Origin of the sequence: Glutamicibacter protophormiae, from assembly GCF_014647495.1 — a bacterium.
GTDB lineage: Bacteria > Actinomycetota > Actinomycetes > Actinomycetales > Micrococcaceae > Glutamicibacter > Glutamicibacter protophormiae.
The window spans coordinates 14,096-39,618 of the sequence record NZ_BMPH01000017.1 but is presented as its reverse complement, the minus strand read 5'-3'; the positions used below and the strand labels follow the sequence as shown (position 1 = coordinate 39,618).

General features: G+C 65.7%; 30 protein-coding genes and 1 tRNA gene. 12 read left to right on the top strand and 19 right to left on the bottom strand.

The genetic code is table 11. From position 1 onward, the window contains the following. Positions 1–8 precede the first annotated feature (8 nt). Together IEY43_RS16320 and IEY43_RS16315 are read right to left on the bottom strand one after the other, a co-directional pair. A complete protein-coding gene (locus IEY43_RS16320) occupies positions 9–1,220 on the bottom strand; it encodes an MFS transporter (protein WP_229777456.1) in 1,212 nt (403 codons plus the stop codon). Between the two features lie 74 nt (positions 1,221–1,294). Then, positions 1,295–1,960: a hypothetical protein gene (locus tag IEY43_RS16315; protein ID WP_188949805.1), complete on the bottom strand. Its 666-nt coding sequence runs from the start codon at positions 1,958–1,960 to the stop codon at positions 1,295–1,297. Positions 1,961–2,073: 113 nt separating this feature from the next. On the opposite strand from IEY43_RS16315, the gene IEY43_RS16310 reads away from it, so the two are divergent. Further along, positions 2,074–2,149 (top strand) — tRNA-Lys (locus tag IEY43_RS16310). A gap of 65 nt (positions 2,150–2,214) precedes the next feature. Here IEY43_RS16310 and IEY43_RS16305 read toward each other — a convergent pair. Continuing rightward, positions 2,215–2,781: a TetR/AcrR family transcriptional regulator gene (locus IEY43_RS16305; protein ID WP_188949803.1), complete on the bottom strand. Its 567-nt coding sequence runs from the start codon at positions 2,779–2,781 to the stop codon at positions 2,215–2,217. A gap of 321 nt (positions 2,782–3,102) precedes the next feature. Between IEY43_RS16305 and IEY43_RS16300 the strand changes: the two genes are divergently transcribed. Continuing rightward, complete coding sequence (locus IEY43_RS16300; protein WP_188949801.1) at positions 3,103–4,038, top strand: alpha/beta fold hydrolase; 936 nt, start codon at positions 3,103–3,105, stop codon at positions 4,036–4,038. Here IEY43_RS16300 and IEY43_RS16295 read toward each other — a convergent pair whose 3' ends face one another. The 7 genes from IEY43_RS16295 to IEY43_RS16265 form a co-directional block, all read right to left on the bottom strand. Next, the gene (locus IEY43_RS16295) at positions 4,039–5,775 is read right to left on the bottom strand and encodes an MOSC domain-containing protein (protein WP_188949798.1); all 1,737 of its coding nucleotides are present in this window, start codon (positions 5,773–5,775) and stop codon (positions 4,039–4,041) included. It abuts the gene before it with no gap. Positions 5,776–5,821: 46 nt separating this feature from the next. Then, positions 5,822–6,409, bottom strand: a complete 588-nt coding sequence (locus IEY43_RS16290) for a dienelactone hydrolase family protein (RefSeq protein ID WP_188949797.1) — start codon at positions 6,407–6,409, stop codon at positions 5,822–5,824. A gap of 75 nt (positions 6,410–6,484) precedes the next feature. Further along, the gene (locus tag IEY43_RS16285; protein ID WP_188949794.1) at positions 6,485–6,736 is read right to left on the bottom strand and encodes a hypothetical protein; all 252 of its coding nucleotides are present in this window, start codon (positions 6,734–6,736) and stop codon (positions 6,485–6,487) included. Positions 6,737–6,801: 65 nt separating this feature from the next. Beyond that, positions 6,802–8,406 carry an ABC-F family ATP-binding cassette domain-containing protein gene (locus tag IEY43_RS16280; RefSeq protein WP_188949792.1) on the bottom strand — a complete coding sequence of 535 codons (1,605 nt, stop codon included), beginning with the start codon at positions 8,404–8,406 and terminating at the stop codon, positions 6,802–6,804. 268 nt (positions 8,407–8,674) lie between these two features. Further along, positions 8,675–9,376 (bottom strand): demethylmenaquinone methyltransferase, encoded by a 702-nt coding sequence (locus IEY43_RS16275; RefSeq protein WP_188949790.1) that lies wholly within the window; start codon positions 9,374–9,376, stop codon positions 8,675–8,677. Positions 9,377–9,432: 56 nt separating this feature from the next. Then, on the bottom strand, positions 9,433–10,404 hold the full coding sequence (locus IEY43_RS16270) for an SRPBCC family protein (RefSeq protein ID WP_188949788.1): 972 nt from the start codon (positions 10,402–10,404) through the stop codon (positions 9,433–9,435). 10 nt (positions 10,405–10,414) lie between these two features. Then, positions 10,415–10,753: an ArsR/SmtB family transcription factor gene (locus tag IEY43_RS16265; RefSeq protein ID WP_188949786.1), complete on the bottom strand. Its 339-nt coding sequence runs from the start codon at positions 10,751–10,753 to the stop codon at positions 10,415–10,417. Between the two features lie 295 nt (positions 10,754–11,048). On the opposite strand from IEY43_RS16265, the gene IEY43_RS16260 reads away from it, so the two are divergent. The 8 genes from IEY43_RS16260 (at position 11,049) to IEY43_RS16225 (ending at position 18,556) form a co-directional block, all read left to right on the top strand. Next, on the top strand, positions 11,049–12,272 hold the full coding sequence (locus IEY43_RS16260; RefSeq protein WP_188949784.1) for a sigma-54-dependent transcriptional regulator family protein: 1,224 nt from the start codon (positions 11,049–11,051) through the stop codon (positions 12,270–12,272). A 187-nt stretch (positions 12,273–12,459) separates the two neighbouring features. Next, positions 12,460–13,983 (top strand): aldehyde dehydrogenase, encoded by a 1,524-nt coding sequence (gene adh / locus IEY43_RS16255; protein ID WP_188949783.1) that lies wholly within the window; start codon positions 12,460–12,462, stop codon positions 13,981–13,983. Positions 13,984–14,137: 154 nt separating this feature from the next. Then, positions 14,138–15,163: an alcohol dehydrogenase AdhP gene (gene adhP / locus IEY43_RS16250; protein ID WP_188949781.1), complete on the top strand. Its 1,026-nt coding sequence runs from the start codon at positions 14,138–14,140 to the stop codon at positions 15,161–15,163. A gap of 161 nt (positions 15,164–15,324) precedes the next feature. Next, on the top strand, positions 15,325–15,738 hold the full coding sequence (locus tag IEY43_RS16245; RefSeq protein ID WP_188949779.1) for a DUF779 domain-containing protein: 414 nt from the start codon (positions 15,325–15,327) through the stop codon (positions 15,736–15,738). Positions 15,739–16,032: 294 nt separating this feature from the next. Further along, positions 16,033–17,229 (top strand): epoxide hydrolase family protein, encoded by a 1,197-nt coding sequence (locus IEY43_RS16240; protein ID WP_188949777.1) that lies wholly within the window; start codon positions 16,033–16,035, stop codon positions 17,227–17,229. 63 nt (positions 17,230–17,292) lie between these two features. Beyond that, entirely contained in the window at positions 17,293–17,751 is a 459-nt protein-coding gene (locus IEY43_RS16235) for a pyrimidine dimer DNA glycosylase/endonuclease V (RefSeq protein ID WP_188949775.1), read from the top strand. Positions 17,752–17,789: 38 nt separating this feature from the next. Beyond that, entirely contained in the window at positions 17,790–18,227 is a 438-nt protein-coding gene (locus tag IEY43_RS16230) for an acyl-CoA thioesterase (protein ID WP_188949773.1), read from the top strand. Beyond that, positions 18,224–18,556, top strand: coding sequence for a DsrE family protein (locus IEY43_RS16225; protein WP_188949771.1), 333 nt, complete (start codon positions 18,224–18,226; stop codon positions 18,554–18,556). The genes IEY43_RS16230 and IEY43_RS16225 overlap by 4 nt, the downstream gene beginning before the upstream one ends. 70 nt (positions 18,557–18,626) lie before the next feature. Here the strand turns inward: IEY43_RS16225 and IEY43_RS16220 are convergent, their stop codons facing one another. The 7 genes from IEY43_RS16220 to IEY43_RS16190 all read right to left on the bottom strand — a co-directional run bounded on the left by IEY43_RS16220 (position 18,627) and on the right by IEY43_RS16190 (position 23,695). Then, entirely contained in the window at positions 18,627–19,610 is a 984-nt protein-coding gene (locus IEY43_RS16220) for a diaminopimelate dehydrogenase (RefSeq protein ID WP_188949770.1), read from the bottom strand. 239 nt (positions 19,611–19,849) lie between these two features. Then, complete coding sequence (locus IEY43_RS16215; protein WP_188949768.1) at positions 19,850–20,011, bottom strand: DUF8730 family Cys-rich protein; 162 nt, start codon at positions 20,009–20,011, stop codon at positions 19,850–19,852. Between the two features lie 33 nt (positions 20,012–20,044). After that, positions 20,045–20,323: a metal-sensitive transcriptional regulator gene (locus IEY43_RS16210; RefSeq protein WP_047117752.1), complete on the bottom strand. Its 279-nt coding sequence runs from the start codon at positions 20,321–20,323 to the stop codon at positions 20,045–20,047. Positions 20,324–20,365: 42 nt separating this feature from the next. Next, a complete protein-coding gene (gene trxA, locus IEY43_RS16205) occupies positions 20,366–20,737 on the bottom strand; it encodes a thioredoxin (RefSeq protein ID WP_188949766.1) in 372 nt (123 codons plus the stop codon). Between the two features lie 24 nt (positions 20,738–20,761). Further along, the gene (locus IEY43_RS16200) at positions 20,762–21,649 is read right to left on the bottom strand and encodes a sulfite exporter TauE/SafE family protein (RefSeq protein WP_188949764.1); all 888 of its coding nucleotides are present in this window, start codon (positions 21,647–21,649) and stop codon (positions 20,762–20,764) included. Positions 21,650–21,659: 10 nt separating this feature from the next. Then, a complete protein-coding gene (locus tag IEY43_RS16195; protein WP_188949762.1) occupies positions 21,660–22,265 on the bottom strand; it encodes a rhodanese-like domain-containing protein in 606 nt (201 codons plus the stop codon). 32 nt (positions 22,266–22,297) lie between these two features. Further along, positions 22,298–23,695, bottom strand: coding sequence for an MBL fold metallo-hydrolase (locus IEY43_RS16190; RefSeq protein WP_188949760.1), 1,398 nt, complete (start codon positions 23,693–23,695; stop codon positions 22,298–22,300). A gap of 192 nt (positions 23,696–23,887) precedes the next feature. On the opposite strand from IEY43_RS16190, the gene IEY43_RS16185 reads away from it, so the two are divergent. Both IEY43_RS16185 and IEY43_RS16180 read left to right on the top strand, forming a co-directional pair. After that, positions 23,888–24,151, top strand: coding sequence for a hypothetical protein (locus tag IEY43_RS16185; protein WP_188949758.1), 264 nt, complete (start codon positions 23,888–23,890; stop codon positions 24,149–24,151). Positions 24,152–24,157: 6 nt separating this feature from the next. Further along, positions 24,158–24,340: a hypothetical protein gene (locus IEY43_RS16180; protein ID WP_188949756.1), complete on the top strand. Its 183-nt coding sequence runs from the start codon at positions 24,158–24,160 to the stop codon at positions 24,338–24,340. Here IEY43_RS16180 and IEY43_RS16175 read toward each other — a convergent pair. Both IEY43_RS16175 and IEY43_RS16170 read right to left on the bottom strand, forming a co-directional pair. After that, complete coding sequence (locus IEY43_RS16175; RefSeq protein ID WP_188949754.1) at positions 24,337–24,789, bottom strand: hypothetical protein; 453 nt, start codon at positions 24,787–24,789, stop codon at positions 24,337–24,339. The two genes, IEY43_RS16180 and IEY43_RS16175, sit on opposite strands and share 4 nt — an antisense overlap. A 20-nt stretch (positions 24,790–24,809) precedes the next feature. Continuing rightward, positions 24,810–25,463: a GntR family transcriptional regulator gene (locus tag IEY43_RS16170; protein WP_188949752.1), complete on the bottom strand. Its 654-nt coding sequence runs from the start codon at positions 25,461–25,463 to the stop codon at positions 24,810–24,812. Between the last annotated feature and the right edge of the window lie 60 nt (positions 25,464–25,523).

Below are 25,523 nucleotides of genomic sequence, written 5' to 3'. Positions count from 1 at the left end.
TTCTCACGTTATCGCCTCAGCGACTTCTCGATCCCGCTGATTCCCAGCAGGGCGCAGCAGAACCAGATCGCGCCGGCCGGGCCCATGCCCGCCGCCACGGTGCTCGCGATAATCGGCAAACCTACTTGTCCGAGTCGGTTTCCCATGAGACGGACGGCCAGTGCGGCACCCCGGTCTGCCGGTTCCACCGAGGTGGAGATCATGGTCATCGTCAACGGCTGGCCCAGGCCCAGGAAGAATCCGCCGACCAGCATGGCGGTGCCCGAGATCCACAGCGACTCGATGAAGAACGGCGCGATGGCGATGGTGGCGGCCGCCAGGTACAGGCTCGTCGTGAGCAGCGCCGGGCGGCTGAAGTGCGTGGAAAGCTGCGGGATCACCAGGCGCGAGGCCACCGAGGCGCAGCCGCGAATGGCCAAAAGCACACCAACTGCCACCGGTGTGACGTTATGTTGCTCGGCCACCAGCGGCAGGAAGGCCGTGAGGATGTCCAGCATGGACAGCAGTGTCAGGGCCGCGAACATGTGGGAGGTCATGCCGCGCACCCGCAGGATGGCCAGGGCGGAGGTCTTGGGCCGGTCCGCGGCTATGGGGGCGGTGTTCTTGGTGGTCGCCGGCTGCAGGTTGGCCAGCAGCAGCGGGGCCGCCAGCAGCGAACAGCCCGCGCCGATCCACAGGGACAGGCTGATGCTGGCGATGCGTTCGGGGGAATCGGCCGAGGTCCCCGTGCCCAGGATCAGGCCCGCGGCCAGCGGGCCGAGGAACTGGCCGGCCGAATACGCTGCGGTGAACCAGCCGAACCCCTTGTCCAGGTCCTTGTCCGGGAGGAACCGCGCGATGGAGGACTGCCCGCCGATGGTGAACATCAGGTGCCCCATGCCCAGCACGGCGCTTGCCGCGGCAACCAGCAGCGCGTTGGGGGACAGCGCGATGCCCGCCCCGCCCACCGCCAGCAGGCCGATGCCGCCCAGCATCAGGTAGCGGATTTGGCGCATGCGGGAGCTGAGCCTGCCCAGCGAAATCGCGGTGGCCAGGGGCAGCAGCGCGTAGGCGGCGGTGACCGCGCCGACGGTGACGGGACCGGAGTCCAGCGCGATGAGCTTGTAGGTGGTGACCGGGCGGATCAGGTTCAAGGCCGTCTGGGACAGCAGCGCGGTGGCGATCAGGGCCAGGAGCCAGCGCAGGGTGCCCGAGGATGCTGCCTTGTTGTTCGCGGTCACGCACCGGCCCTTCGCTTGAAGAATTCTGCCGTCCCAATCCTAAGGCCAAGGGGCGGCGGGGCCGTTTTTTGTTGCTAGTCCAGCGAGCCTTGGCGCCACATTCGGGCGCAGGTCTCCAGGTCCCGGGCGGTGTTGTCCAGTGAGCGCGCTCGCAGGGTCAGGTTGGTGCCGCGCTCGCTGCTGGCCGCGTCCGCGGCGTCGGCGTGCTCGGTCATTCCCAGGGCCAGGACCCTGCAGTAGGCGGCCGTGCGTTCGAGGGCGTGGGCGAAATCCCCGTTGAATGCCCCGGAGAGAATCGAGCTGGTCATCTTCTTCAGCTCCTCGGCGCTCGGCGGCTCGGCTGCGCCGGCGACGATGCGTTCGACTTCCGCGCGGTGGGCCCCGGCGGAGAACCGGGCCGCCATGACATCGGGCATGTTCAGGGTGGCGGTGCGGACCGCGTACAGGCGCCAGAGCGCGCCGGGCAGCGAATGCGCCGGAGCCTCGCTCCAGAGCTCGGCGAGCACCTCGATGCCTTCGTCCTCGGCGACGGCAATCAGCCGCCGGGTCACCTCGGGGTCGTTGTTGGCCAGTCCCTGCTGGACAAAGGCGCGCGCGGAAAGGTGGGCGGCCTCCGAAACCCGCGCGGGATCCGCCCCGCCTTCATAGGGCTCGAAGTCGATGGGGGCGAAGGGGCGGGGTTTGTGATGCCGGTACCCCGACTCGTGGGCGGTTTGCGATCCGGAACGTGCACCTCTCATGGCGACAAGGTTACTCCCTTCTCCTTGGCGTTTTCCGGCGCCTGTGATGTCGATCCAACTCGATTAAGGATGGGAGGGCACTTCGGGTATTATGGTTTCTGGCCGTAGGCCGTGCGCCTTTAGCTCAGCTGGTAGAGCACTGGACTTTTAATCCATTGGTCGCGGGTTCGATCCCCGCAGGGCGCACCAGCCAGGACCCCGCCGCTGCCGGATTTCACCGGAGGAGGCGGGGTTTCTTTCATTTCGGCAGCAGGCTATCCGTCGAGGCAGGCCGCCAGCGCGCGGCGCACGATCGGCCCAAAATCGAGAGCCTCGTCCACGGTGATGCGGTGCAGAAGCGCGCCGTCGAGGGTTGCCATGAGGAATCTGGTGCAGTCCAGCGGGTTCTTCGCGCCTAGCGCGGCCAGGGTCGCGGTGGTCCAGTTCTCGAAAGTTTTCCGGTTGTCCTTCAGCGGCGCGACGAGCTCCGGGGAATGGACCAGATCGATGAACAGCGCGTAGCGGGCCAGTGTCCGGGTGCGGAAAGGCCCGCTTTGCCTCTCAAGGAGGCGGGTGAAGGCGGCTTGGGCTGCCGCCCGGTCGAGCAGCGGCGCGGCCTGTCCGAAATCCTCGCGCTCCCGTTGGGCGAGGTGCGAAGTTACGCCTTCAACGAGTGCCTGGCGGGTGCGGAAGTAGTTCGACGTCGATCCGGCGGGAAGCTCCGCTGCGCGGTCAACGCGGGCATGGGTCAATGCCTTGAGGCCCAGCTCCCCGAGGATCTGCAGGGCCGCGTCGAGGGCCCGTTCACTGCGTGGCGGTCCCTGGGGGATCAAAGTGTCCATGCCCCCATTCTCCAGCACTATAAAATTAGTGACAAGTCACTATGAACGTAGTATTCTGTCTGCGTGGGGAATCTCCCCGAACACGAGAATGTCCTGCCAGCGGCGCGGCCGCCGGCCGGCGGCATTCGGCGGCAAGAAACCCGGTGGGTGCCCTTGCGAAATTTCCGTCCAACCGGGCTCCATCGTGAAGCTGCCCGGCACGGCGGATGAGGAATAAGCCCAGGCTCCTTTGGCGATGCCCGCGGTGCCGGACCCCTGGCCCAGGCGCAGGGCGGCGGTCCGGTGAAGGAAGCCCGAAAATGTGCCGTGGTGGGATGAGGAATGACTACTGCAAGCCAAACCTTGCCGGCAATGCCGGCAGTAGAGGGTGTCGAGCATGAATACGTGGAGGTCGCCGGCGGGCGCATGCACGTAGCTTCAAGGGGAACCGGTGATCCGATCCTCTTGCTGTCGGGGTTCGGGCAGTCGTGGTGGGAGTGGCGGGATATCATGCCTGCGCTGTCCGACGCCGGCTATCGGGCTATCGCTCCGGACCTGCGCGGAGAAGGGTGGACCCGGCTTCCTTTCCGGCAGATCGATCGAACGCGCCGGGCCGAAGACATCCTGGAGTTACTGGACCTGCTCGGCTTGGGAAAAGTACGTGTGGTCAGCCACGACATGGGGTCCGTATCCGCATTCCAACTCGCTTTCGCGCACCCGGAGCGGATCGCCAGCCACGTGATGATTTCAGTTCCGCCGCCGCAGATGAGATTCCATGTCGGCATGGTTCCGGGCATGCGGCACCTGTGGCATCAGGAAGCGCTTTCGGTGCCCGGCGTGGGTTCCTGGCTCATGCGTTCGGGCAGGGTGCCCCGGCACTTCTTTTCCCCGGTATTTTTTCCCCGCCCGCTGGATCCTGCGGTCCTGGACCAGTACCTGGCACTGATGCAATACGAGGATTCCGCCCGCGCTGCCGTGCCCTTGTGCCGCCGCATGGTTCTGCCCGAGCTGGCGCGCATCGTTGGCGGCAGGTACCGGGCCGCACGCTTTGCCATGCCTACCCTGTTCATTTTCGGCACGGAGGATTCCGGATTCCCGCCCTCCGTCACCGGCAAGGCCTTCGCCGACACCACGCTGTACGGGCCGGATGTGCGGCTGGGGTTGATCGAAGAGGCAGGGCACTTCGTGGTGGATGAGCAGCCCGCGGCGGTGGCGGACGCAGTCCTCGCGTTCTTCGCCTCCCTTGAGCCGGAAGCGGCCGATGACAGGGATGAATAGTCAGAGCTGAAGTTCCAGGTCCTCGGCCGGCGCCGCCATGCAGGCGAGGATCTGGTGCTCTTCCACGCGGGCGCTGGGTTCCAGGGGGTACCCGACGCTGCCACGGCGCAGCGTCAGCACGCATTCGCCGCAGGCACCGGCCCGGCAGGAGCTTTTCGGGTTGAGCCCTTGGGCCTCCAGCGCTTCAAGCAGGGTGCCGTCCTGCGGCCGCCAGGTGAATCCCGCGGCACCGGAGGAGCACGAAATCCGTGCCGGGGCGTACTGTTCCAGCAGCTCACCCAGGTCCGCGGCGGGAGAGGCGAAGGTTTCCCGGTGGATGTTCTGCGGGATGATGCCGGCCAGCTGGCAGGCGTCGAGCGCCAGCTGCGTGAATCCTGCCGGGCCGCAGACCACCACGCTGTCGCAGGAGTCGATGGCTTGGGCCATCCGCGCCGCGGTTGGCCGGCCTTCCAGGGAATCGACGTGGCTGATCCGGGCGGGCAGTTCCAAGCTGCGGGCCAAGGCGGCGGCCCGGGTGAACAGCTCGCCGCCGCTCCCGCGCTCGACATGGAACAGGCGCAGCTCGCGCAGTCCCGGCGCCTGTTCCGCCCCGCGCAGCAGCCCCAGAGCCGGGGTGATGCCGATGCCGGCGGTGAGCAGCGCGGTGCTGCCGTGCAGCACGCGGCTTGCGGTCATGCTGCCGTGGGGGCCGGAGGCCAGCAGCCGGTCTCCGGGTTGCAGCCGGGCCATTGCCTGCGAGACGGTGCCGGCGGTGCGCACGGCGATGCTGATGACGTCCTGTCTTACCTCGGTGATGGTGTAGTTGCGCCACAGCGGGTCGGGCAGGTGCACACGCAGATGGGTGCCCGCCTCGTCGTGGGCCGCGATCCAGCCGTGCGGGTCGCGCAGCGAAATTTCCACCGCGCCGCCGTCCAGCTGACGGCGTTCGACGACCTCCAGGTAGCGCGGTGTGCGCTTGGCCGGCACCAGTTCCAGCGCGTCCCGGTCGTTCGAATCGATGTGGATTTCCGCTCCGGCCTGCAGCGTCCCGGGGTCCAGGACCGTGCCGTAGATGCCGCAGTGCAGGTGTCCGAAATGGCTTGCCAGCAGCCGTGGACCGTTGACGTCCACCTGCGTGGTGCTGGGGTTGACCGAGGTCGCCGGGCAGCGCTCGATGGACTTGGTGATGGCGATCCGGGCATCCCCGATACGCAGGACCTTGCCGATCAGCTCGAACTCGCCGAAGGCCGGCACCCCGTCCAGCAGGATGTTCCCGCGGTAGCGCAGCGGATCCAGCTCCACTCCGGCGGCCCGCGAAAGCGCCTCGACGGTGCGGGGGTTGATCAGCGAGATCCCCGACAAGCGGGAATCGAACATCCCGTGGGAGGCCGCGACCAGGGTTCGAGCATGGCTTCCCTGCGCGGGGATATGCGCAGCCATGTAGTCCGCCGCCGCCGAGCGCCCGCCGGCGTCGGAGGAGTCGAAGGTGAGGGGTGCCGCCCCCGCGGCCGCTGGAGCGGTCACGGTGATGAACGGGGGAGCGGAACTGACCAGCCATTGCTGCAGGCGCGTATCGTTTTTCAGGGCGGTGAACGAACCGCAGGACTGCCACTGCCCGTCCGCGACCGGGGTACTGCCGTTGCCCAGTGCGACGGCGCGGTCCCCGGCGAGCCCGCCGCCGGCGCTGACCGCTGCGGACGTGATTTCCTCGGCGGGAAGACCCTTGACGGGGAAACGGAACAGGCGCTCGATTCGCATAACAGGAGTCTAGTCGGCGCGGGAATTAGCGCGCAGGTTGAGGGCCCTAGATGTCGGCCAGGAACTTCTTGACGCGCTCCATGACCAGGGCGCGAGCCTGCGGGTCATGGGACGGCAGCGAGCTGTCGGTGAACAGGTGCTGGTCGCCGGGGTAGGTGAACAGCTCCGCGAGCCCCTCGCCCTGGTCGTTGACGAAGCGTTCGGCCGCATCCAGATCGCCCTCGCCGGCGAAGAAAGGATCGTTGTCCATGCCGTGGATCTGCACCGGCACGGCCGTCGGCCAGGGGCCGAAGCTCCATTCGGCGTCCAAGTCCACAAAGGACTCCAGCAGGACCACGCCGAGCGCCCCCGGACGCTGCTGTGCGCACTGCTGGGCCAGGGCCGCGCCCCAGGACGTGCCGATGTACACCAGTTCGTCGGGCAGGTTCTTGAACAGCTTGTCCACACGCTGCTGGATCTTGTCCTCGCCGACCTTGTTGGCCAGCAGGATGCCGGCTTCCAGGTCCCTGGGAAGCTTGCCCGCGAACAGATCCACGGGGTGCACGGTGTGGCCTTCGGCCCGCAGCTCGGCGGCCATTGCCTGGACTCCCGGGGTCAGGCCCTGGACATGGTGGAACAAAACAATGGTTGCCATGGGAAAACTCCTAGACTTGGCTCGCTTCGAGCCGGAATTCGGTGGTGCCGCAGTCCAGCGGGACTGCTGGGGTGCTCAGCGTTCGTCGACCAGGTTGTCGATGCGTCCCGGCAGGTGCTCGATCGCATGGTCCCAGCCGGGCATCTGGCTGTTGATTTCCACGCTGTAGCCCTCGGCCAGGTGGAACTCTGCGCAGGTCAGCTCCTCGGCTTCCGTCCCCGCGTCGTAGATGAAAGCTCGTCGGATATCCTCCCAGAGCAGGGTGGCGGACTGGTCGATGACCAAGCCGGCGTCGACGACTTCAACGGTGCGCTGCGGATAGGACATGGTTGAACTGCTTTCGGTCCTGGGCGTTGTGCTTTGTTCAAGTCTACGCGGGGTTCCTGCATGAATCACGTCCCCGGGGCCTGTCCCCGGGCCAGTTTCCCGGCGGAATCAAGGCCGAGGGCGTAGTCCAGGCCAAGCCGTGCGAGGAAGTCCTGGTCGTGGCTGACTACCAGCAAGGCCCCGCGGTAGGCGTTCAGGGCTTCGGCCAGCTGGCGTACGCCGTCGATGTCCAGGTTGTTCGTGGGCTCGTCCAGGATCAGCAGCTGATTCACAGGAACCGCCGCCAGCAGGCAGGCCAGATGGACCCGCAGCCGTTCGCCGCCGGAGAGGGCGCCCAGCGGGCGGTCTGCGCTTGCGCCGCGCAGCAGCAGCCGGGCCAGCAGGTTGCGGATGGTTCCGGAGGGGACGTCCGGAGCCGCGTGCTGCACGTTCTCCACGGCGCTGAGCCGCTCGTCCAACCCGGTGAGCTGCTGCGGCAGGTAGCCCACGCGGTCCACGTGGAGGGTGCCACAGATCCCGCCCGCAGGTTCGGACCCGAAGAGCAGGTGGCGCAGCAACGTGCTCTTGCCAGAGCCGTTGGGGCCGGTCAGCGCCACGCGCTCCGGCCCCTGCACCAGATGCCAACGCTCGCCGTCCTCCAGCTCCAGCACCCGTCGGCCGGCGGGCAGCCCGGGGTCGGGCAGTTCCAGGTTGATGTGCTCGACCTCCCGAATCCGGGCCCGCGCCAGGTCGACGTGCTGCTGCGCGGCTTCGATCTTCGCCTCGTGCTGGGCGCGGGTCTTGCCGGCGTTCGCCTCGGACTTCTGTTTCAGCGAGTTGGCCAGGATGCGCGGCATGTTACCGCCGAGCTGTTCCGCCCGGCCCTTGCGTTTGGCGCGGGCCAGCTTGGTCTCCGCCTCGGTCCGCTGCCGCTTTTCCACCTTCAGCGCCGACCCCGCGGATTTGGCCGCCTGCACCGCCGCCTGCTGCTCGGTCTCCAGCTGCTCCCGGTACAGGCTGTAGGGGCCGCCGAAGAAGCGCAGGTGCCCGTCGTGCAGTTCGACGGTGTGCTGCATCTGCTCCAGCAGCTGCAGGTCGTGGCTCACCACGACGAGTGTTCCGGGCCAGGAATGCAGCAGCCCGTACAACAGCTGCCGGGTCTGCCCGTCCAGGTTGTTTGTTGGCTCATCGAGCAGCGTGATCGGTTTGCGCGCAAGCCGCAGCCCGAGTACCGCCAGCAGCATGGTTTCACCGCCGGAAAGCTCGTCGACCCTTCGCGACAGCTCCAGACGGCCGAAACCCAGCGGGGTCAGCTCGGCCTGGACCCTGGCTTCCAGATCCCAGTCGGAGCCGACGGAATCGAAATCCGCCGGGTCGACGCTGCCTGTTTCGATGGCCTGCAGCGCACGGTAGGCCGGAGCGACACCCAGCAGGTCCGCGAGCGTTGCGTCTGATTGCAGGGTGATGTTCTGCGCCAGGTAGGCGACGTCGCCGTCCGCCGAAACCTGTCCGGAACTCGGGACGAGGCGTCCCGCGATCAGCTTGAGCAGGGTGGACTTTCCGCTCCCGTTGGCGCCGATCAAGCCGCTGGCGCCGGCAGGGAAGGTGCCCTCAAGCTGCGAGAGCACCTGGCCGCCGTCCGGCCAGGAGAAGCTGAGGGCGGTCAGGGTGATGGGCGGGGTCAAGGCCATGGTGGCTCCTGTGAAGTCTGAGGAGGCGACCGGAAAGAGGCGTCGTTGGATGGTTCGCGGCAGCACCTGCGGGGAACCGGGAAACGGAAATCTGCACCGGAAGCCGGGAATGAACGTGCGCCGCCAAATGGGGCGCGAGACTGTTCGAGGCTATGCGCAGATGAGATCCATGGTTTCGAGTGTAGCAGGGGCCCCGACCGTGTTCGAGGGACGAAAAAAATCGGGGCGTGCCTGGCGGCACGCCCCGATTCACAACTTGCTGTTCAGCTTACTTCCACGCGCGGTGCACCGCGACGATGCCGCCGGTCAGGTTGCGGTACTCGACATTCTTCCAGCCGACGTCGACGAACTTGCGCCCCAGTTTCTCCTGGTCCGGCCAGGCGGCGATGGACTCTGCAAGGTAGGCGTACGCCGAAGGATTCGGCGAGACCATGTAGCCCAGGGCCGGGATGACGCGCGGCAGGAACTGCTGGTAGGCGACCTTGATCGGGGTCACCGTCGGGGTGGAGAACTCGGCGACAACAATGCGTCCACCGGGCTTGGTGACGCGGCGCAGCTCCGAGAGCGCCTTCTCGGTGTCCGAGATGTTGCGCAGACCGTAGGAGATGGTCACCGCATCGAAGGTGTTGTCCTCGAACGGCAGATCGTGGCCGTCGCCGTAGACGAATTCCAGCTCCGGGTAGCGCTTGCGGCCTTCGGCCAGCATGCCGTGGGACATGTCGCATGCGGTGACGCGGGCGCCTGCCTTGGCCAGCGGCACGGAAGAGGTTCCGGTGCCGGCGGCCAGGTCCAGGATGCGCTCGCCGGGCTTCGGGGCGATCGCCTCGGTGGTGATCTTGCGCCAGTAGTTCACAATGCCGCCGGTCATCAACGTGTTCAGCAAGTCATAGCGTGGAGCTAGGTTGTCGAACATTTCCTGAACCTGATCGGCCTTCTTATCCAGGCCTGCGCGCACATTGTGGGTACTCATGACACTAAGTGTTTCACATTTGCCCCGGCCCTTTTCGCGATTGTGGGGCGTATCGCTCAGAGCATTGATTCAAGGCGTGCGTAGCTGGCCTCCATTCCGTCGGTCATTCCGGTGGCCAGCACCATGTCGCGGGTTTGGGCGTCGGGGTAGGTGATGACCAGGCTGAGCAGGGTGCCGGACTGCACCGGGGTGAACGTCGTTTCATTGACGGTCGCAGGGTAATCGGTGTCGATCATCTGCTCGGTGAATGATTCGAAGCTGTGCGGGGTGCTGGCCAAGCAGACGCCGGCAAATCCGAAACCCTGGCCTTCGACGCCGGAATTCGGCTCCCACCAGTAGCGGTAGCTGTCTCCCACGTCCTTGGGCAGGAGGCATTCGGTCATCTGCCAGCCGTCGGGGCCCAGCAGCCAGCGCTTCATGAGCTGGGGATCATGGTGTGCGCGCCAGACCTGCTCCTGGGTGCCGCGGATGATGCGGCTGACGCGCACCTGGGTGTCGGAGAGCAGCTGGGCTTCGGTGGCGAAAGTCTGCGCGTAGTTGCGCAGGTCGATCAGCACCTGCTCGATCTGGCTCATGGCCGATCGCGTGCCGTCGATCATGCCCATGGCGACAACCTGCTCAAGCTCATCGACGGAATCGAAGTTGGCGGTGATGGTCAGCTTGGAACCGTCTTCGTGGGGGTCGAAGCTGAAGACGGTGCGGGTGGCTGGAAGATCTTCGTTCACGGATCCGTCAGCGTGGGCGAAACCATCGGTGACCTCGAAGAACTTGTGCTCGACCACTTCGTTCCAAATCCAGTATCCATGGAACTGCTCGCCTTCCGGCGAGGTCATGTAGTAGTTGCTCCGGCCGCCGACGGCGCCGTCGTGGCGCGTGAAGGTGGCCGGGTATTCAACCGGGCCCCAGAATTTCTCGATCTGGCGGGGGTCGAGGTAGGCGTCCCAGAGCCGGGAAACGGGGACCGGGAAGTTGGCGTGGACGGTGAGGGTCAGCGTTTCCGGATCCTTGAGTACGGAGGTGACAGGCATGGCGAAATCCTTAGTCGGCTTCATCTGCGAGGAAGTCATCAAGCCGGGCGATGCGCCGGAGCCAGATGTCCTCATAGGCGGTGAGTAGTTCCTGGACGTGTCGGATGGTGTCCGGCTGGCCGCGGACAATGCGCTCGCGGCCACGTGCGATCTTGGTAACCAGGCCCGCTGCTTCAAGGGCGGCCACGTGCTTCTGCACTGCGGCAAACGACATGTCGTAGGCCGCGGCCAGGTCGCTCACGCGTACTTCGGCGCTCAACGTCCGCCGCACGATGTCTCGTCGTGTGGCGTCTGCCAAGGCGCGGAAGACCTTGTTCACCTGTTCATCGCTCAACTCATATACAACCATTTGGTTGTATATTACTCCCACCGGCCACGCAGTGGAAGGGGTGGGGGAAATAAAATCTTCGGACCCTGGCGGTGTCGAAATAATAGACAAGACATCTAATTAATAAGATGTAAAGTCTCCTATTGGTAGCGGCCGACCTGCGATGATGTCGCGGCCCGGCGTGCGGAGTCAGGGAATCATGGGGGTATCAACAGGATGATCACTACAAATCCCCATCCGCATGCCCTAGTGTGTAAGGTACGCATGGGAAAGTGACCTGCGTTACGCTGAATTTTTACAGGTATCTGGAGTCACGGTGGGCGAAACAGGCATGGACTGGTCGGCTGCGGCAAGCCAAGCGCGCAAGGCGCATGAGCTTTTGGGGTCGCATCTGGCTGACCTTGACGCGCTTCCATTGAGGAATGTCGTTCGGGAGTCCTGGCGGCGTTCCCTGTCGAATCCCGCGCAGTTCAGCCATCCCGCAATGCTCAGCGACGACAGCCTCCGCCTGGCCAGGGAGCGCAGCGAATTGCAGCGCATCTGGCCCGTTTTCGAGAAGCTCTTGGTGCCTGCCGCCAGCGATGCCAACCTGCTGGTCGCACTTGCGGACGCGCAGGGAACATTGCTCTGGGTGGCCGGCAACCACGGCGCCATGGACGGCGCGGAGAATGTGGGGTTCAGTGCGGGCGCGAACTGGGGCGAGTCCTCGGTGGGCACATCTGCTCCGGGGTTGGCGCTTGCGACGGGAAACGGCGTCCAGGTATCCGGCGCCGAGCACCTCTACGAGCACGTGCACCATTTGAACTGTTCCGCAGTTCCGATTCGCAACCCGCGGACCGGCCGCATCATCGGCGCGGTCGACCTGACCGGAGGGGCCGACGCGATTGCCGTGCACTCCCTGCCGTTGCTCCAAGCCGCCGTGGCCGCCGCCGAAGGGCAGCTGCTGCTTCCGGCGCTTGCCGTGCAGCGCGCTGACGAGGATTTCCTTGATCTGTGCGCCAGCGATGGCCCACGGCTTTCGGGCAAGCCGATATCACTGCGCCATGCCGAAATCCTGACCGTGCTAGCCGCTCATTCGCGGGGACTGAACAGCGCCCAGCTCGTTGAAGAACTGTTCGAGCAGCCTGATGGGGCTTCCGAGGGAACCCTGCGCTCCGAGTTGGTCCGCCTGCGCAAGGCCCTGGCTGATTCTCCCGACCGTCGCATCGCGGCCCGCCCCTACCGGCTGGAGTGGGAGCTTCAAACGACCTTGACTCAGCTCTGGCGCGCCATGGAAGAGGGGGACCTGGAGCGGGCGCTGCAGCTTTACCCCGCCGAGATCCTGGTGCGCTCCCAGGCCCCGGGCATTGCGGCGCTGCGTTACCGTGCGCAGATTGCCCTGCGGGAAATGGTCCTGGACCGCGGCACCGCGCAGCAGCTGCTGCGCCTGGGGCGGCAAAGCGCGGACTCGCAACTGCTGATGGCCGCCCTGCGCGAGCTGCCGCTGGATTCTCCTGCACGCTCCCTGGTTGTCGCTGAGATCGAGGCGCTCGAAGCCTGATTGATCCCGTAACCGGCGCGCCGTGCTGTGCCCGCCATGGGCTGGAAACACGTTTCCCGGCGTTGCGGCGCAACGTTGCAAAGTGGTGCAACCTTCTTGCAACGTTTAAGTGACTAGAGTCACATACCAAGACGGCGAGGCATTCAGCCGCCGGCACGAAGCGAAGAGACGAAGGAGTCACGCAGCCATGAGCATCTACGCAAACCCGAACACCGATGGAGCATTGGTCAACTTCAAATCGCGGTACGAGAACTACATCGGCGGCCAGTGGGTTGCTCCGGCCAAGGGAATGTACTTCGAAAACATCACCCCGGTCACCGGCAAGTCCTTCTGCGAGGTCGCACGATCCACCGCCGAGGACGTCGAAACCGCTCTGGACGCGGCGCACGCGGCGGCGCCGGCCTGGGGCAAGACCAGCCCGGCGGACCGCGCCCTGGTCCTGAACCGCATCGCGGACCGCATCGAGGAAAACCTTGAAATGCTGTCCGTCGCGGAAACCTGGGACAACGGCAAGGCCATCCGCGAATGCCTGAACGCCGACCTGCCGCTGGCGGTGGACCACTTCCGCTACTTCGCAGGCGCCATCCGCGCCCAGGAAGGCAGCCTCTCGCAGCTCGACGAAAACACCACCGCCTACCACTTCCACGAGCCACTGGGCGTCGTCGGACAGATCATCCCCTGGAACTTCCCGCTGCTGATGGCCGTTTGGAAGCTCGCCCCGGCCTTGGCCGCAGGCAACGCGATCGTCCTGAAGCCAGCCGAGCAGACCCCGGTCAGCATCCTGGTGCTGATGGAGCTGATCGGCGACCTGCTCCCGGCCGGCGTGCTGAACGTCATCAACGGCTTCGGTGTCGAGTGCGGCAAGCCACTGGCCTCCAACAAGCGCATCCGCAAGATCGCGTTCACCGGCGAGACCACCACCGGCCGCCTGATCATGCAGTACGCGTCGGAAAACCTCATCCCGGTCACCCTGGAGCTCGGCGGCAAGTCCCCCAACGTGTTCTTCGAGGACGTGGCGGCCAAGGACGACGCCTTCTACGACAAGGCCCAGGAAGGCTTCACGATGTTCGCGCTGAACCAGGGTGAGGTCTGCACCTGCCCGTCGCGCGCGCTGATCCAGGAAAGCATCTACGGCGAATTCATGGAGAAGGTCGTGGCCCGCACCAAGGCCATCAAGCAGGGCAACCCGCTGGACACCGACACCATGATGGGCGCCCAGGCCTCCAACGACCAGCTGGAAAAGATCCTCTCCTACATGGACATCGGCAAGGCCGAAGGCGCCAAGCTGCTCACTGGCGGCGGGCGCGCGGACCTGGGCGGAGAGCTGTCCGGAGGCTACTACGTGCAGCCGACCATCTTCGAAGGCACCAACAACATGCGCATCTTCCAGGAGGAGATCTTCGGCCCTGTCGTTTCGGTGGCGAAGTTCAAGGACTACGACGACGCGATGTCCATTGCCAACGACACCCTCTACGGGCTGGGCTCTGGCGTATGGAGCCGCAACGGCAATACCGCCTACCGCGCAGGCCGCGACATCCAGGCAGGACGTGTCTGGGTCAACCAATACCACGCCTACCCGGCGCACTCGGCTTTCGGCGGATACAAGTCCTCGGGCATCGGCCGCGAAAACCACCTGATGATGCTGGACCACTACCAGCAGACCAAGAACCTGCTCGTCTCCTACTCAGAAGACAAGCTCGGCTTCTTCTAAACTGCACTACCCCAACGCAGTACATCCCCCATCCTCTGTCACCATCCCCCACGCACGACCGACAGTTTCACAGACCCCGAAGGCTCGGGCTCGGACCCGGAGCGCAAGCTTCGGGCCCGGCCCTGGTCTTCGAAAACAACGCAAAGGAATTCCCATGAGCACCATGAAAGCTGCCATTGTTGAAGGCTTCGGCGAAGAACTCAAAGTAGCGGATGCAACGATCCCCGAGCCGGGCCCGGGCCAGGCCTTGGTCAAGCTCATCGCTTCGGGCGTGTGCCACACCGACCTGCACGCCGCCGAAGGCGACTGGCCGGTCAAGCCGAAGCTTCCGCTGATTCCGGGCCACGAGGGCGTCGGCACCGTCGTCAAGGTCGGTGAAGGCGTCACCGAGATCAAGGAAGGCGACCTCGTCGGCAACGCCTGGCTGGCCAGCGCCTGCGGCCGCTGCGAGTACTGCCGCACCGGATGGGAAACGCTGTGCGAATCCCAGACCAACGGCGGCTATTCGATGGACGGTTCCTTCGGCCAGTACATGCTGGTGGACGCGAAGTTTGCGGCCATCATCCCCGAAGGTTCGGATCCGCACGAAATCGCCCCGGTGCTGTGCGCCGGAGTGACCGTCTACAAGGGCCTGAAAATGACCGGCGTACGCCCCGGCCAGTGGGTCGCGATCTCCGGCATCGGCGGTCTGGGCCACATTGCGGTGCAGTACGCGGTTGCCATGGGCATGCGGGTTGTCGCCATCGATGTGGCCGATGACAAGCTGGCGCTGGCCACCAAGCACGGAGCTGAACTCACGGTGAACGCCTTTGCGCAGGACCCAGCCGCGGTGATTCAGGAAAAGATCGGCGGCACCCATGGTGTGCTCGTGACCGCGGTCCACCCGGCAGCATTTGGCCAGGCCATCGGCATGACCCGCCGCGGCGGAACGATCGTCTTCAACGGACTGCCTGCCGGGGACTTCCCGGCCCCGATTTTCGACATCGTCCTCAAGGGCCTGACGATCCGCGGTTCGATCGTCGGAACCCGCCAGGACATGATCGAAGCACTGGACTTCTATGCGGCGGGCAAAATCAAGCCCACTTTCCACACCCGCCCGCTGGAAGACATCAACGCGGTCTTTGACGAGATGCGCCATGCGAAGATCGATGGCCGTGTCGTGATCGACTACACCAAGTAACCGAACACCCAACCCAACCGAATAACCCAACCTCCCCCAAATCCCTGTGGCCCGGCATGACATCGTCTGCCGGGCCACAGGGGCATGGACTCCCGGAGACGTTTGGAGGACACTGAGCTTAAAGCCAAGTCCAGTGATCCCAAAGACCAGAGGAGCGAGTCATGAGCACGATTACCGAAACCCGTGCGGCGATTGCCGGCGAGGAATTCTCCCGCGTTGCCTTCACTGATGAGTCCCTGGAACTTCTGCGCAAGCTTTGGGGCATCCACGGGCCGCTGATGTTCCACCAATCCGGCGGCTGCTGCGACGGCTCCTCGCCGATGTGCTATCCGGCCGGCGAGTTCCGCACCGGAGGATCCGACATCCTGTTAGGCGTTCTGTCCCTCGACGACGGCGCCGGCGGCAAGCTGGGTGACATCGATTTCTGGATGTCCAAGGAGCAATTCGAATACTGGAAACACACCAAGCTCACCGTCGACGTGGTGGTCGGCCGCGGTTCGGGTTTCTCCGTCGAGGCCCCCGAAGGCAAGCGATTTCTGATCCGCAGCGAGATCATCGAATTCCCCCAAAGCTGATCTTCTGACGTAAAAGCCCTGGCCGGATTCTCCCTCTTTTTGGGGAGCCAGCGGGGGCAATCAGCGGCGGGTCTGCGCCCGCGGTATGCTGGCCATCAACTGCATCAAGAAGTTGCGCCGGACTCTTCGTCAGGTATCGGGATGCCCGGCACCCGCCCGAGCGTCTGCGTCAACCCGGCGCCGGCTTGAAGCGTGATAGCCGGTATTCCAGCTCTCCACAACGGCGGCAGCGGCTAGGCTGGCACGACGCAGCCCCACGGACTGCGCCCCGCTAGTCCACGAGCGGTGCACCGAATGCCGAGCATCCCCTATCAATTCCGCTTCGATGCCGCCGCGGTGGAAGAACTCAGAACCCGCATCGCGCTGACGCGCTGGCCGCAGCGCTTCGCCGCGCACAACTGGGACTTCGGTGTTGACCAGGACTACCTGCGCGACGTGGTGGATTACTGGCGCGACGGCTTCGACTTCGAGGACGCCGAACGCAGGATCAACGCGGTCCCCAACTACCTGACGCCCATCGACGGGCTGCCAATCCACAACCTGCACTCCCGCTCGGCGCAGGAGGACGCCGTCCCGGTGCTGCTGCTCCACGGATGGCCTGGCTCAATCGTCGAGTTCCTCGAGGTCATTCCGAAGCTGTCCGCCCCGGAAACGGCGGAACTTGAATCATTCCACGTGGTGGCGCCGTCGCTGCAGGGTTTCGGGGCGTCCCCCGGGATCGGGGAACCGGGGATGACCCCGGCCCGTATCGCGCATCGAATGGCTGCACTGATGCAGGAGCTGGGCTACGAGCAGTTCATCGTGCACGGGGGAGATTGGGGCACGCTGCTGGCTACGCACATTGCTGCGCTCTATCCCCAGCGGGTGCTGGGACTGCATGTGACGCTGACGCACCCGATCCCGCCGGCCGATGTGCCCGATGCGATGGCCCTGGTGCAGGAGCACGAACGGGAGTGGCTCAAGGACAACGAATTCAAGGCGCTGGACGGACGCGGCTACTTCGAGATCCAGAAAACCCGCCCGGAAACGCTGGGTTTCGCGTTGAACGATTCACCGGTGGGATGGTGCGCTTGGGTCCTGGACAAGTTCTACCAGTGGGCCGACTGCGAACGCGACGGCATCAGGGACGTGCGCAATGCGGTGAGCTGGGAGAAGTTCCTGACTAACCTGTCCGTGTACTGGTTCACCGACACGATTTCCTCGGCCATGCATTTCTACCGGGAACAGTATCTCGCGCTGCGGAACGGGACCGGGGCGGCCGGCAAGGTCGAGGTCCCCACCGGGGCGGGCATTTTCCCCCAGGAAATCCTCAAATCGCCCCGAGCGTGGTTTGAGCGGCGGTTCCCGCTGGTGCACTGGACCGAACATGCAGCCGGCGGACACTTCGGCGCGATGGAACAGCCCGAAATCTTCGCCAGCGACCTGAGGGCCTTCGCCCAGGCGGTTGCCAACCTGAGCCTGGTGGCCTTCGAGCAATCGAAGAGAAGTTGAGCGACGAAAATGCGGTTGAATCGGCCAGACGGCGGCGCGGGGCGCCGACACTACACTTGAAGCATGCGCCTGTGGTCACTTCACCCGTCTCTATTGGATTCCAAGGGCCTGGTGGCCTGCTGGCGCGAAAGCCTGCTGGCCCAGAAGGTGCTCGCAGGCCAGACCCAAGGGTATGCAAATCATCCGCAGCTGATCCGGCTGCGCAGGCAATCCGATCCGCTGGAGACCGTCGGCGGCTACCTCCAAGGCCTGCTCGTGGAGGCCCTGACGCGCGGCTACAACTTCGACGCGGCAAAAATCGTGCACCCTGCACTGCCCGAGCATGCAGGCTCGGTGCAGGTGAGCACCGGGCAGATCGGATTCGAGGCGGAGCATCTGCTGCGCAAGCTGCAGCAGCGCGACCCGTCGCGCGCGACTTACTTGAACTCGTTGGACACCGGGCAGATTCCCCTGCATCCCTTATTCACCGCGGTCCCGGGGCCCATTGAAGCCTGGGAGAAGGACGCGGCAGTACGTCATTGAAGATGCATAGAAAGTGAATGTTTGTTGCAATGAGCCACATGAGTCGAAGTGAGAACCTCCCCGAGGGCGGGGAAGAAGTAGAAATCCACCTGCGGTGGAGCGACCAGGACAGCCTGGGGCATGTGAACAACGCGCGCGTGGTCACGCTTGTGGAAGAAGCCAGGATCCGCTGGTCTGGACGCCACGGCCAGTCGGACCTCTTTCCCCACGGACTGGTGGTCGCCTCGATGAATCTGGACTACTTGCGACCGGTCTATTACACCTCCAGCGTCATGGTGCGGGTCGGCGTCCAGCGCATCGGCACCAAGTCCTTCGTGGTGCGGCATATCGGGTCCCAGGACGGAACCCCCGTGTTCGACGGCAGCAACGTCATGGTGGCGCTCGCCGAGGACAAGCTCACCCCGCGGGCGCTTAACGAAAACGAGCGCAGCTGGCTCAGCGAGCGGCTTTTCCAAACGAAGGAGGCCGCCCGATGAGCGGCCCCGTCGAACGGCACGTGCTTCTGCACGCCACGCAGGCGCCGGAGGACATCGCCCGGGCCGTGGCGGCGCTCGCGACGCTGGGCGAATCCCTGCCCGGTGCCCGGATCAGCGTCATCGTGAACGGCAAGGCGTTGGCCGGGGTGCGCAAGGATGCCGAGCCCATTGATCCAGCCAGTCGCGCACAGGTCTTCGCCTGCGAACTGGGCATGAGCCGCAACGGCATCACGGCCGAAGACCTGCAGGAGGGCTTGGGTACGGTGCCGTCGGCGGTAGTTGCCCTAGCCGCTGGCCAGCTGGACGGCGCCGCCTACATCCGGATCTGAGCCGCGGTCTGCGGTGGAAGCAGATCACGCCATGCCGGAAACCGGCATGGCGTGATCTTTTGGCGCGGTTCTAGAGCATTTCGGCGCGCAGCTGCGCGGCCGACTTGGGCGAGAGTAGCCCGGGGGCGACGTCGAAGACTGTCTGCGCGCCGGTGACGCCTGCCTGGTTCATCCGGTGCACGGCCCGGGCGTAGGCCACGAGCACGCTGGAGGTGAACTCCGGGTTGGAGCCCAGCGCCAACGAGTACTCGATGACCTGCTTCTGTTCATCGCTGGTGTTGCCGGAGCGGATCACGAAGCCGCCGTGCGGCATGTCGGCGTGCTCGCGGGCCAAGGTCTCGGCGTCGATGAAGTTCACCGTGGTGTCGTACTGGTCGAAGTAGTGCTCCATGGTGACGATGGCTTCGCGCACGGCCTCGGCGTCCGCACCGTCCTCGAGCACTACGAAGCATTCGCGCTGGTGCTTGTCGCGGGTGTCCAGCGTGGGGCGCAGGCCGGCGCGGACCTTGTCGATCGCCTCCTGGCTGGGAATCGTGTACTGCACGCCGGCGGCGACGCCCGGCACGCGGCGCACCGCGTCCGAGTGCCCCTGGCTCAGGCCGCGGCCCCAGAAGGTGTACGTTTCGCCGTCGGGCAGCAGCGCTTCTCCATAGACCCGGTTGATCGAGAACATCCCCGGGTCCCATCCGGCGGAGATCAGCGCGGTCTTGCCGGCGGCCTTCGCCGGGGCATCCACGGTCTCGAAGTATTCGGGGACGCGTGCGTGGGTGTCGAAGCTGTCCACGGTATTGTACAACGCGGCGTACTTCGGGCCCTGCTCCGGCAAGTCGGACTTGGATCCGCCGCACAGGATCAGTACGTCGATATCCCCGGTGTGCTGCTCCAGCTCGGTGATGGCAAAGCGCGGAGCCGGGCTGGCAAGCTGCAGTTCCTGCGGATCGCGGCGGGTATAGACGCCGACCAGCTCCATGTCAGGGTTCTTGGCAATCGCCGCCTGCACGCCACGGCCGAGGTTGCCGTAGCCGGCAATGCCAATACGAATTTTTGAAGTCATGGAGCTTGTTTTCCTTTGGGTTGCATCCGGGGATCTGCGGTGGCGCCCCGCGCGCCTGCGGGGCAACCGACCTGCAGCCCGCACGTGGTCAGTACTTCGAATTATTCCAAAGAACGCAGACGCAGGGTAACTGCGCGGCGACTATGTCAAGGATTCGGCGGACCCGGAACCGCTTAAATGGAATCGGCCCCCGCGCCGACATCTTTGCTGGATGTCCGCACGTGGCCGATTGCAGGGGGCTAGCGGCCGAAGAGGCGGCTGAAGAAGCCGGTCTTCGGCTCGGCTTCGTGGCCCTGGCAGCGGTCCCTGGCGGGAACTCCGCGCATGACCGAGTCAACGTGCTGGCCGCAGCCGGCCCAGGTGGTCTTGCCGCATGTCTTGCATGAAACCTGTCGGCACATAGGATGCCTCCTTCTGGCTTGTTAGCCGTAATTTTAGGAAAGTGAAAGGAAGAGCTTTTCCAGCTCTTCGACGGTCAAGCCGTCTTCTGCTTCGGCGGTCTTTTCGGGATCGACCAGGCAGTGCTGCATGGCCGAGGACACGATGGCGAATCCGGCGCGATCCAGCGCGGTGGACACGGCAGACAGCTGGGTGACCACGTCGCGGCACTTGCCGTCGTTTTCGACCGAGTTGATCACGGCGTCAAGCTGGCCGCGGGCCCGCTTCAAGCGGTTCAGGATTCGCTTGCGTGTGGCGTCATCTGCGTTGCGCATGATGTGCTCCTATTCGAAAAGACCGTGGGGTGAACCCCCGGATTATGCCTGGGACTTGTCGGCAGCCGCCATTTCGGCGTGCACGGCGTCCATGTCCAAATTCTTCAGCGAGGTGATCAGTTCCTCCAAGCCGCGGGAGTCCAGTGCGCCGGGCTGGGAGTAAACCAGCACGCCGTCCTTGAATGCCATCAGCGTTGGAATGGAGGTGATCTGCGCGGCGGCCGCCAAATTCTGCTGCGTCTCGGTGTTGACCTTGCCGAAAGTCACGTCCTCGTGCAGGCCGGCAGCGGTGTCGAAGACGGGTGCGAAGTTGCGGCACGGGCCGCACCAGGCTGCCCAGAAGTCGACCAGCAGCATGGGGGAGGACTTGACGGTTTCAGCGAAGTTCGTCTCGGTCAATTCTAGCGGTTTCATGGATACTCCTTGGGTAGATGTGAGCTAGTCCGCAGCCGGGGCCAGCGGATCAGGGACCTTGCGCCAGGGGCATACGGCGGCCAGTGCCGGGATCTTGGTGCAGAGCACCCAGACCAGTGCGGCGGCGACGGCGGCGACGGCAAGAATGAGGCCTGCCGGGTGCGGCAGCTCCTGGGCCAGGACGAAGACGCCCATGGCCAGGACGAAGAAGCCGAATCCGCGGCGCAGTTTCTTCTCCGGCACCTTGGAAGTCAGCCGTGCTCCGATCAGCGAGCCGATGATGGCCGCCGCGGTAATGAGCAAGGTCAGCGGCCAGTTGACGGCGGTGGAGTTCAGGTGCCCCAGCATTCCGGATGCCGAGTTCAGCGAGATGACCAGCAGGGAGGTGCCTACCGCGAGCTTCATCTGCAGGCCGGCCAGCAGCACCAGGGCCGGGACGATGAGGAATCCGCCGCCGGCTCCCACCAGGCCGGTGACCAGACCGACCACCAGGCCAACGGGAATGTACATCAGCAGGGACCGCCCCTTGGCCGCGGACTCGGAGCCCTTCTTCCGTCCGCGGATCATGTTCCTTGCGCTGGCCAGCATGATGACGGCGAAAGCCACCATCAGCACCGCTCCGGGAATGGCCGCGCTGGCCAGCCCGCCAAGGAACGCGCCGCTCATGCTCGCGGCCGCAAAGACCAGGCCGGGAACCCAGCGGACGTTGCGGGCCCGCGCATGCGGCAGCAGGCTGGCCAGCGAGGTCACGCCCACCACGAACAGCGAGGTGGTGATCGCTTCCTTGGCATCCATGCCCGCAACATAGGTGAGCAGTGGAACCATCAGGATGGAACCGCCGCCACCCAGCAGACCCAGGGTCAGGCCGACGACGACCGACAGTGCCAGGACCAGAATCAATAATGGTTCCACGTCGAGTCTCCTACTTGCTGTTCGGGTTCAGCAGCTGCCCGGCGTTGGGGATCTGGGCCAGGGGGTTGGCCTTGCCGGCGGTGCTGACCTGGTTCCACGGCATCTTGGACAGCATGCTGGCCATGGCGCAGGAGTTGCTGGCCGCCGAGTAGGTCAGGCCCGCTCCGATCGCCGCCGACAGGTAGCCGAGCTTCGGGTGGATCAGCTTCGAGGCGATGAAGCCCAGCAGCACCAGCGAGCCGGCGGTCATGCGGACCTGGCGGTCCATGGCCCAGCGCTGGGTGCCGCGCACCACGTTGCCGCCGGACTTCTCGTAGGCGGCGATGCCGCCGTCGAGCACGCTGCCGGCGTCGATCTGGATGTCGACCAGCTTCTGCTGCGCCTGGGAGGCGCGGGTGCCGGACTGGCAGACCAGCACGATCTGCTTGCCCAGCTTGCGGGTCACGTCGTGGGCGTGTTCAGCGACCAGGTCCAGCGGCAGGTTGTAGGAGCCAGGGATGTGCACGGATTCAAACTCCGCGGGGGTGCGCACATCCAGGACTGCTACGCCGGATTCATCGGAAGCCAGCAGCTTCTTCAGGGTCGGTGCGTCCATGACATCAATGGGGGTGCTCATGCTTGAGGGGGTGTCCTTCGTTGGGGGTGGGGTTAGGCGTTGGTCTTGTTCATGGCGGCATCCCAGCCGGCGTAGCTGCCGGCCAGTTCGACCACGTCGTACCCGGCGTCGCGCAGGGCGCTGGCAACGATCGAGTTGCGCAGGCCGCTCTGGCAGTAGGTGACGATCTTGCCGTCGGTGGGCAGCTCGTCCAGGGTCCACAGGGCGCGGCCGCCGGAGATGTGCTTCGCGTTCGGGATGGCTCCGGCATTGAACTCGCCGCGGCCCCGGACGTCGAGCAGCAGCGCGTGCTCGAAGTTCTCCAGCTCGGCCGGTTTGATGCTCGGCGGGGTGAAGGCCGGCAGGCCTTCGAGGGTGGTGGCGTAGCCGGACACCGCGTCGATGCCCACGCGCATCAGGTGGTCGCGCATTTCCTGCGCGGCTTCCAGGTTCTCGGCGAACAGGATCAGCTGGCGGTTGTCGGCTTCCGGGTCGAAGGCCCAGGCGCCGAAGTTCGCCATCTTGGCGATGGCCGGGATGGCCAGGGCGCCGGCGACGGTGCCTTCGGCGACGGCCACGTGTCCGCGGGTGTCGACGAAGACTGCCTCATGGGCCGCGGTCTGCTCGATGATCTGCTCTGCGGTGAACTCGACCAGCTGCGGCAGGGTGCCCAGCACCTTGGCGCCGTCGCGGTTCTGGCGCTTCATGCGGGCGAAGTAGGCGTGCGCATCGGGCTGTCCGTCGAGCAGCTCGGCGATGAAGCCTTCCTCGTCGTTGGCGGCCAGGTAGCGGCCCCACCAGGCGAAGTTGCGCTCGTAGCCCACGGTGGTGGAAGGAACGGCGCCCAGTGCCTTGCCGCAGGCGCTGCCCGAGCCGTGGCCCGGGTAGACCTGGATGTGGTCCGGCAGTTCAAGGAAGACGTTCTTCAGCGAGGTGAACAGGTCCTTGGCTCCGGCGAAGCGGGTGTCCACGCCGCCGGCTGCCTCGTCCAGCAGGTCCGGGCGGCCCAGGTCGCCGGCGAAGATGAAGTCGCCGGAGAGCATGTAGCCCGGCTGGTCGCTGAAGGCGCCGTCGGTGATGAGGAACGAAAGGTGCTCCGGGGTGTGGCCCGGGGTGTGGCGGGCGGTCACGGTGATGTTGCCCAGCTTGATGGTGTCCTTGTCCATCAGGCGCTCGGCCTCGAAGCCGTACTGCCAGTCGGCTCCGCCTTCGCCCGAGACGTAGGTGGCCGCGCCGGTGGCGGCGGCCAGCTCGCGGGTGCCGGAGAGGTAGTCGGCGTGGATATGGGTTTCGGTCACCGCGACGATGCGCATGCCGTGCTTGGCGGCCAGCGCCAGGTAGTCGGAGATGTCGCGACGGGCATCGACCACGATGGCCTCGCCCTTGGCCTGGCAGCCGATGAAGTAGCTGGCCTGTGCCAGGTCCTCGTCGTAGAAGCGTTCCAGAAGCATGGTGCGTCCTTTCGTTGGGGTGTCTGCATCTACCGTAACCCATACCCCCAGGGGTATGTCAAAAATAGGGGTGGGGGTATACGCGGACCGGGGTGCCGAGGCGGCCGCCCGCCGGGCCTGGCGGGCGGCCAATGCTGGCAATCGCCTTGGAATCCCGGGGATTGCGACCGTCCAGCCCGGACGGTGCGTAGCGTGAAGGGACGTTCAGCCGGCGGGTGCAAGCGCCGCCGGCATGCAGATCAAGGAGAGGACACGATGTTCAACCGCCATCCCACCGACCCGCCCATCAACCCCACCGACCCGACTGGTCCCATCGCGCCGCCCAGCGACCCGACGGCCCCGGACGGCCCGGTAATCGACCCCACCGGTCCGAGCGACCCGCCATTCGACCCGACCGCGCCGCCGATTCCGCCGGAGCCTGAAACCGCCCCGGAACGCCAGCGCAACGAAAGGTAGGAAATCATGGGAGAAAAGCACATTCCCGAAAAATTGCACCCGGCCCCGGAAGCGGACGCCGCGTCGAAGGACCATGTCTCTGACCCGAAGCACTCGGATGACACCGGGCATGATTGGAGCGACGAGGGAGGCGCCACCGAGGAAGGCTCTGCGGCGCCCAGCGATGCCGGTGCGCCCGACCGCGCCTAGGGGCGTGGGAAGAGTGCGAGCCAGCGGGTGATCCGCTGCTGGTCCGCGGGGCTGAACAACACCAGGCAGCGCAGGCCCTCGGTGGCGGGCTGCAGGACTGCGGCCTCGTCCCTCGCGGCGTGCGCCAGCGCATCGCCGGCCGGGGAATCCGCCCCGGCGTGGGCGCCGGTGGCCATGAACAGCGGGCTCGGCGAATTGTGCAGGGTTTCGGGGATCCCGAGCCTGCCGCCCAGGAAGGACTCCAGCTCATCGGCGCGGAAGTGCCCGGCGGTCCCGCTGACGGCCAGCTCCACCGCGGGAATCCGCTGCGTGCCGCGCCGTCCCGCACCCAGCACTCGGGCGCGGAAGTCTGCCTTGCCCACCCGCAGGGGCTCCAGGGCCTCCAGCCTGCGTTCCCAGTCGTCCCCGGTCCCGGGAGCAGTGGACTGCTTGCGTGCGAACAAGCCCATGGCGTCGATCCTGCTTTCGTCTAGGTGAGGGTATCCAGGTGCGCGGCGAGCTTGGCGCTCGCCGTCTGCAGGTGGTCGGCCAGCGCCTGGGCGGCCTCTTGCCGGGATCCGGCGGAGATCAGCTCGAGCAGGTGCGCGTGCTCGGCGGCGATGTCCCGGGTGGATAGCAGCGTGGCATCCTGCACGTGCGTCATGCACAGCCGTATTTCGTCCGTGAGCTGCGCATAGATCGCGCTGGTTCGCGGCGAGCCCAGCGCCTGCACCAGGGCCGCGTGGAAACGCACGTCGGGTTCCACGATTTCTATGGGGGAGGCGTTGGACAGCGCGGTGATCTGGGCGTTCGCCTCCAGCGCGGCTTCGGGCACCTGGCCGGTGCCGGCCAGCAGGCGCACGGCTTCGGCCTCGATGATGGCCCGGGTCTGGTAGATGTCGCGGGCGTCCGCTGCGGAAAGCACCCGCACGCGCGCGCTTTGGTGCGCGTTGCGCGTGAGCAGTCCGCTGGCCACCAGGTTCTCCAGGGCGGCCTTGGCGGTAGGGCGGGCGACCTCGTAGTGCGCGGCCACGTCGACCTCGCCCAGCGGGGTGCCGGGGGCCAGCTCGCCGCTGAAGATGCGTTCGCGCAGCGACTTGATGACGGCCTGCACTACCGAAACCACTCCTAGACGGGCAGCCACGTGCGTCCTTTCGGGCAGAAGTACATTTGGATCTACCAAGTATCCCACGGCGCGTATTAC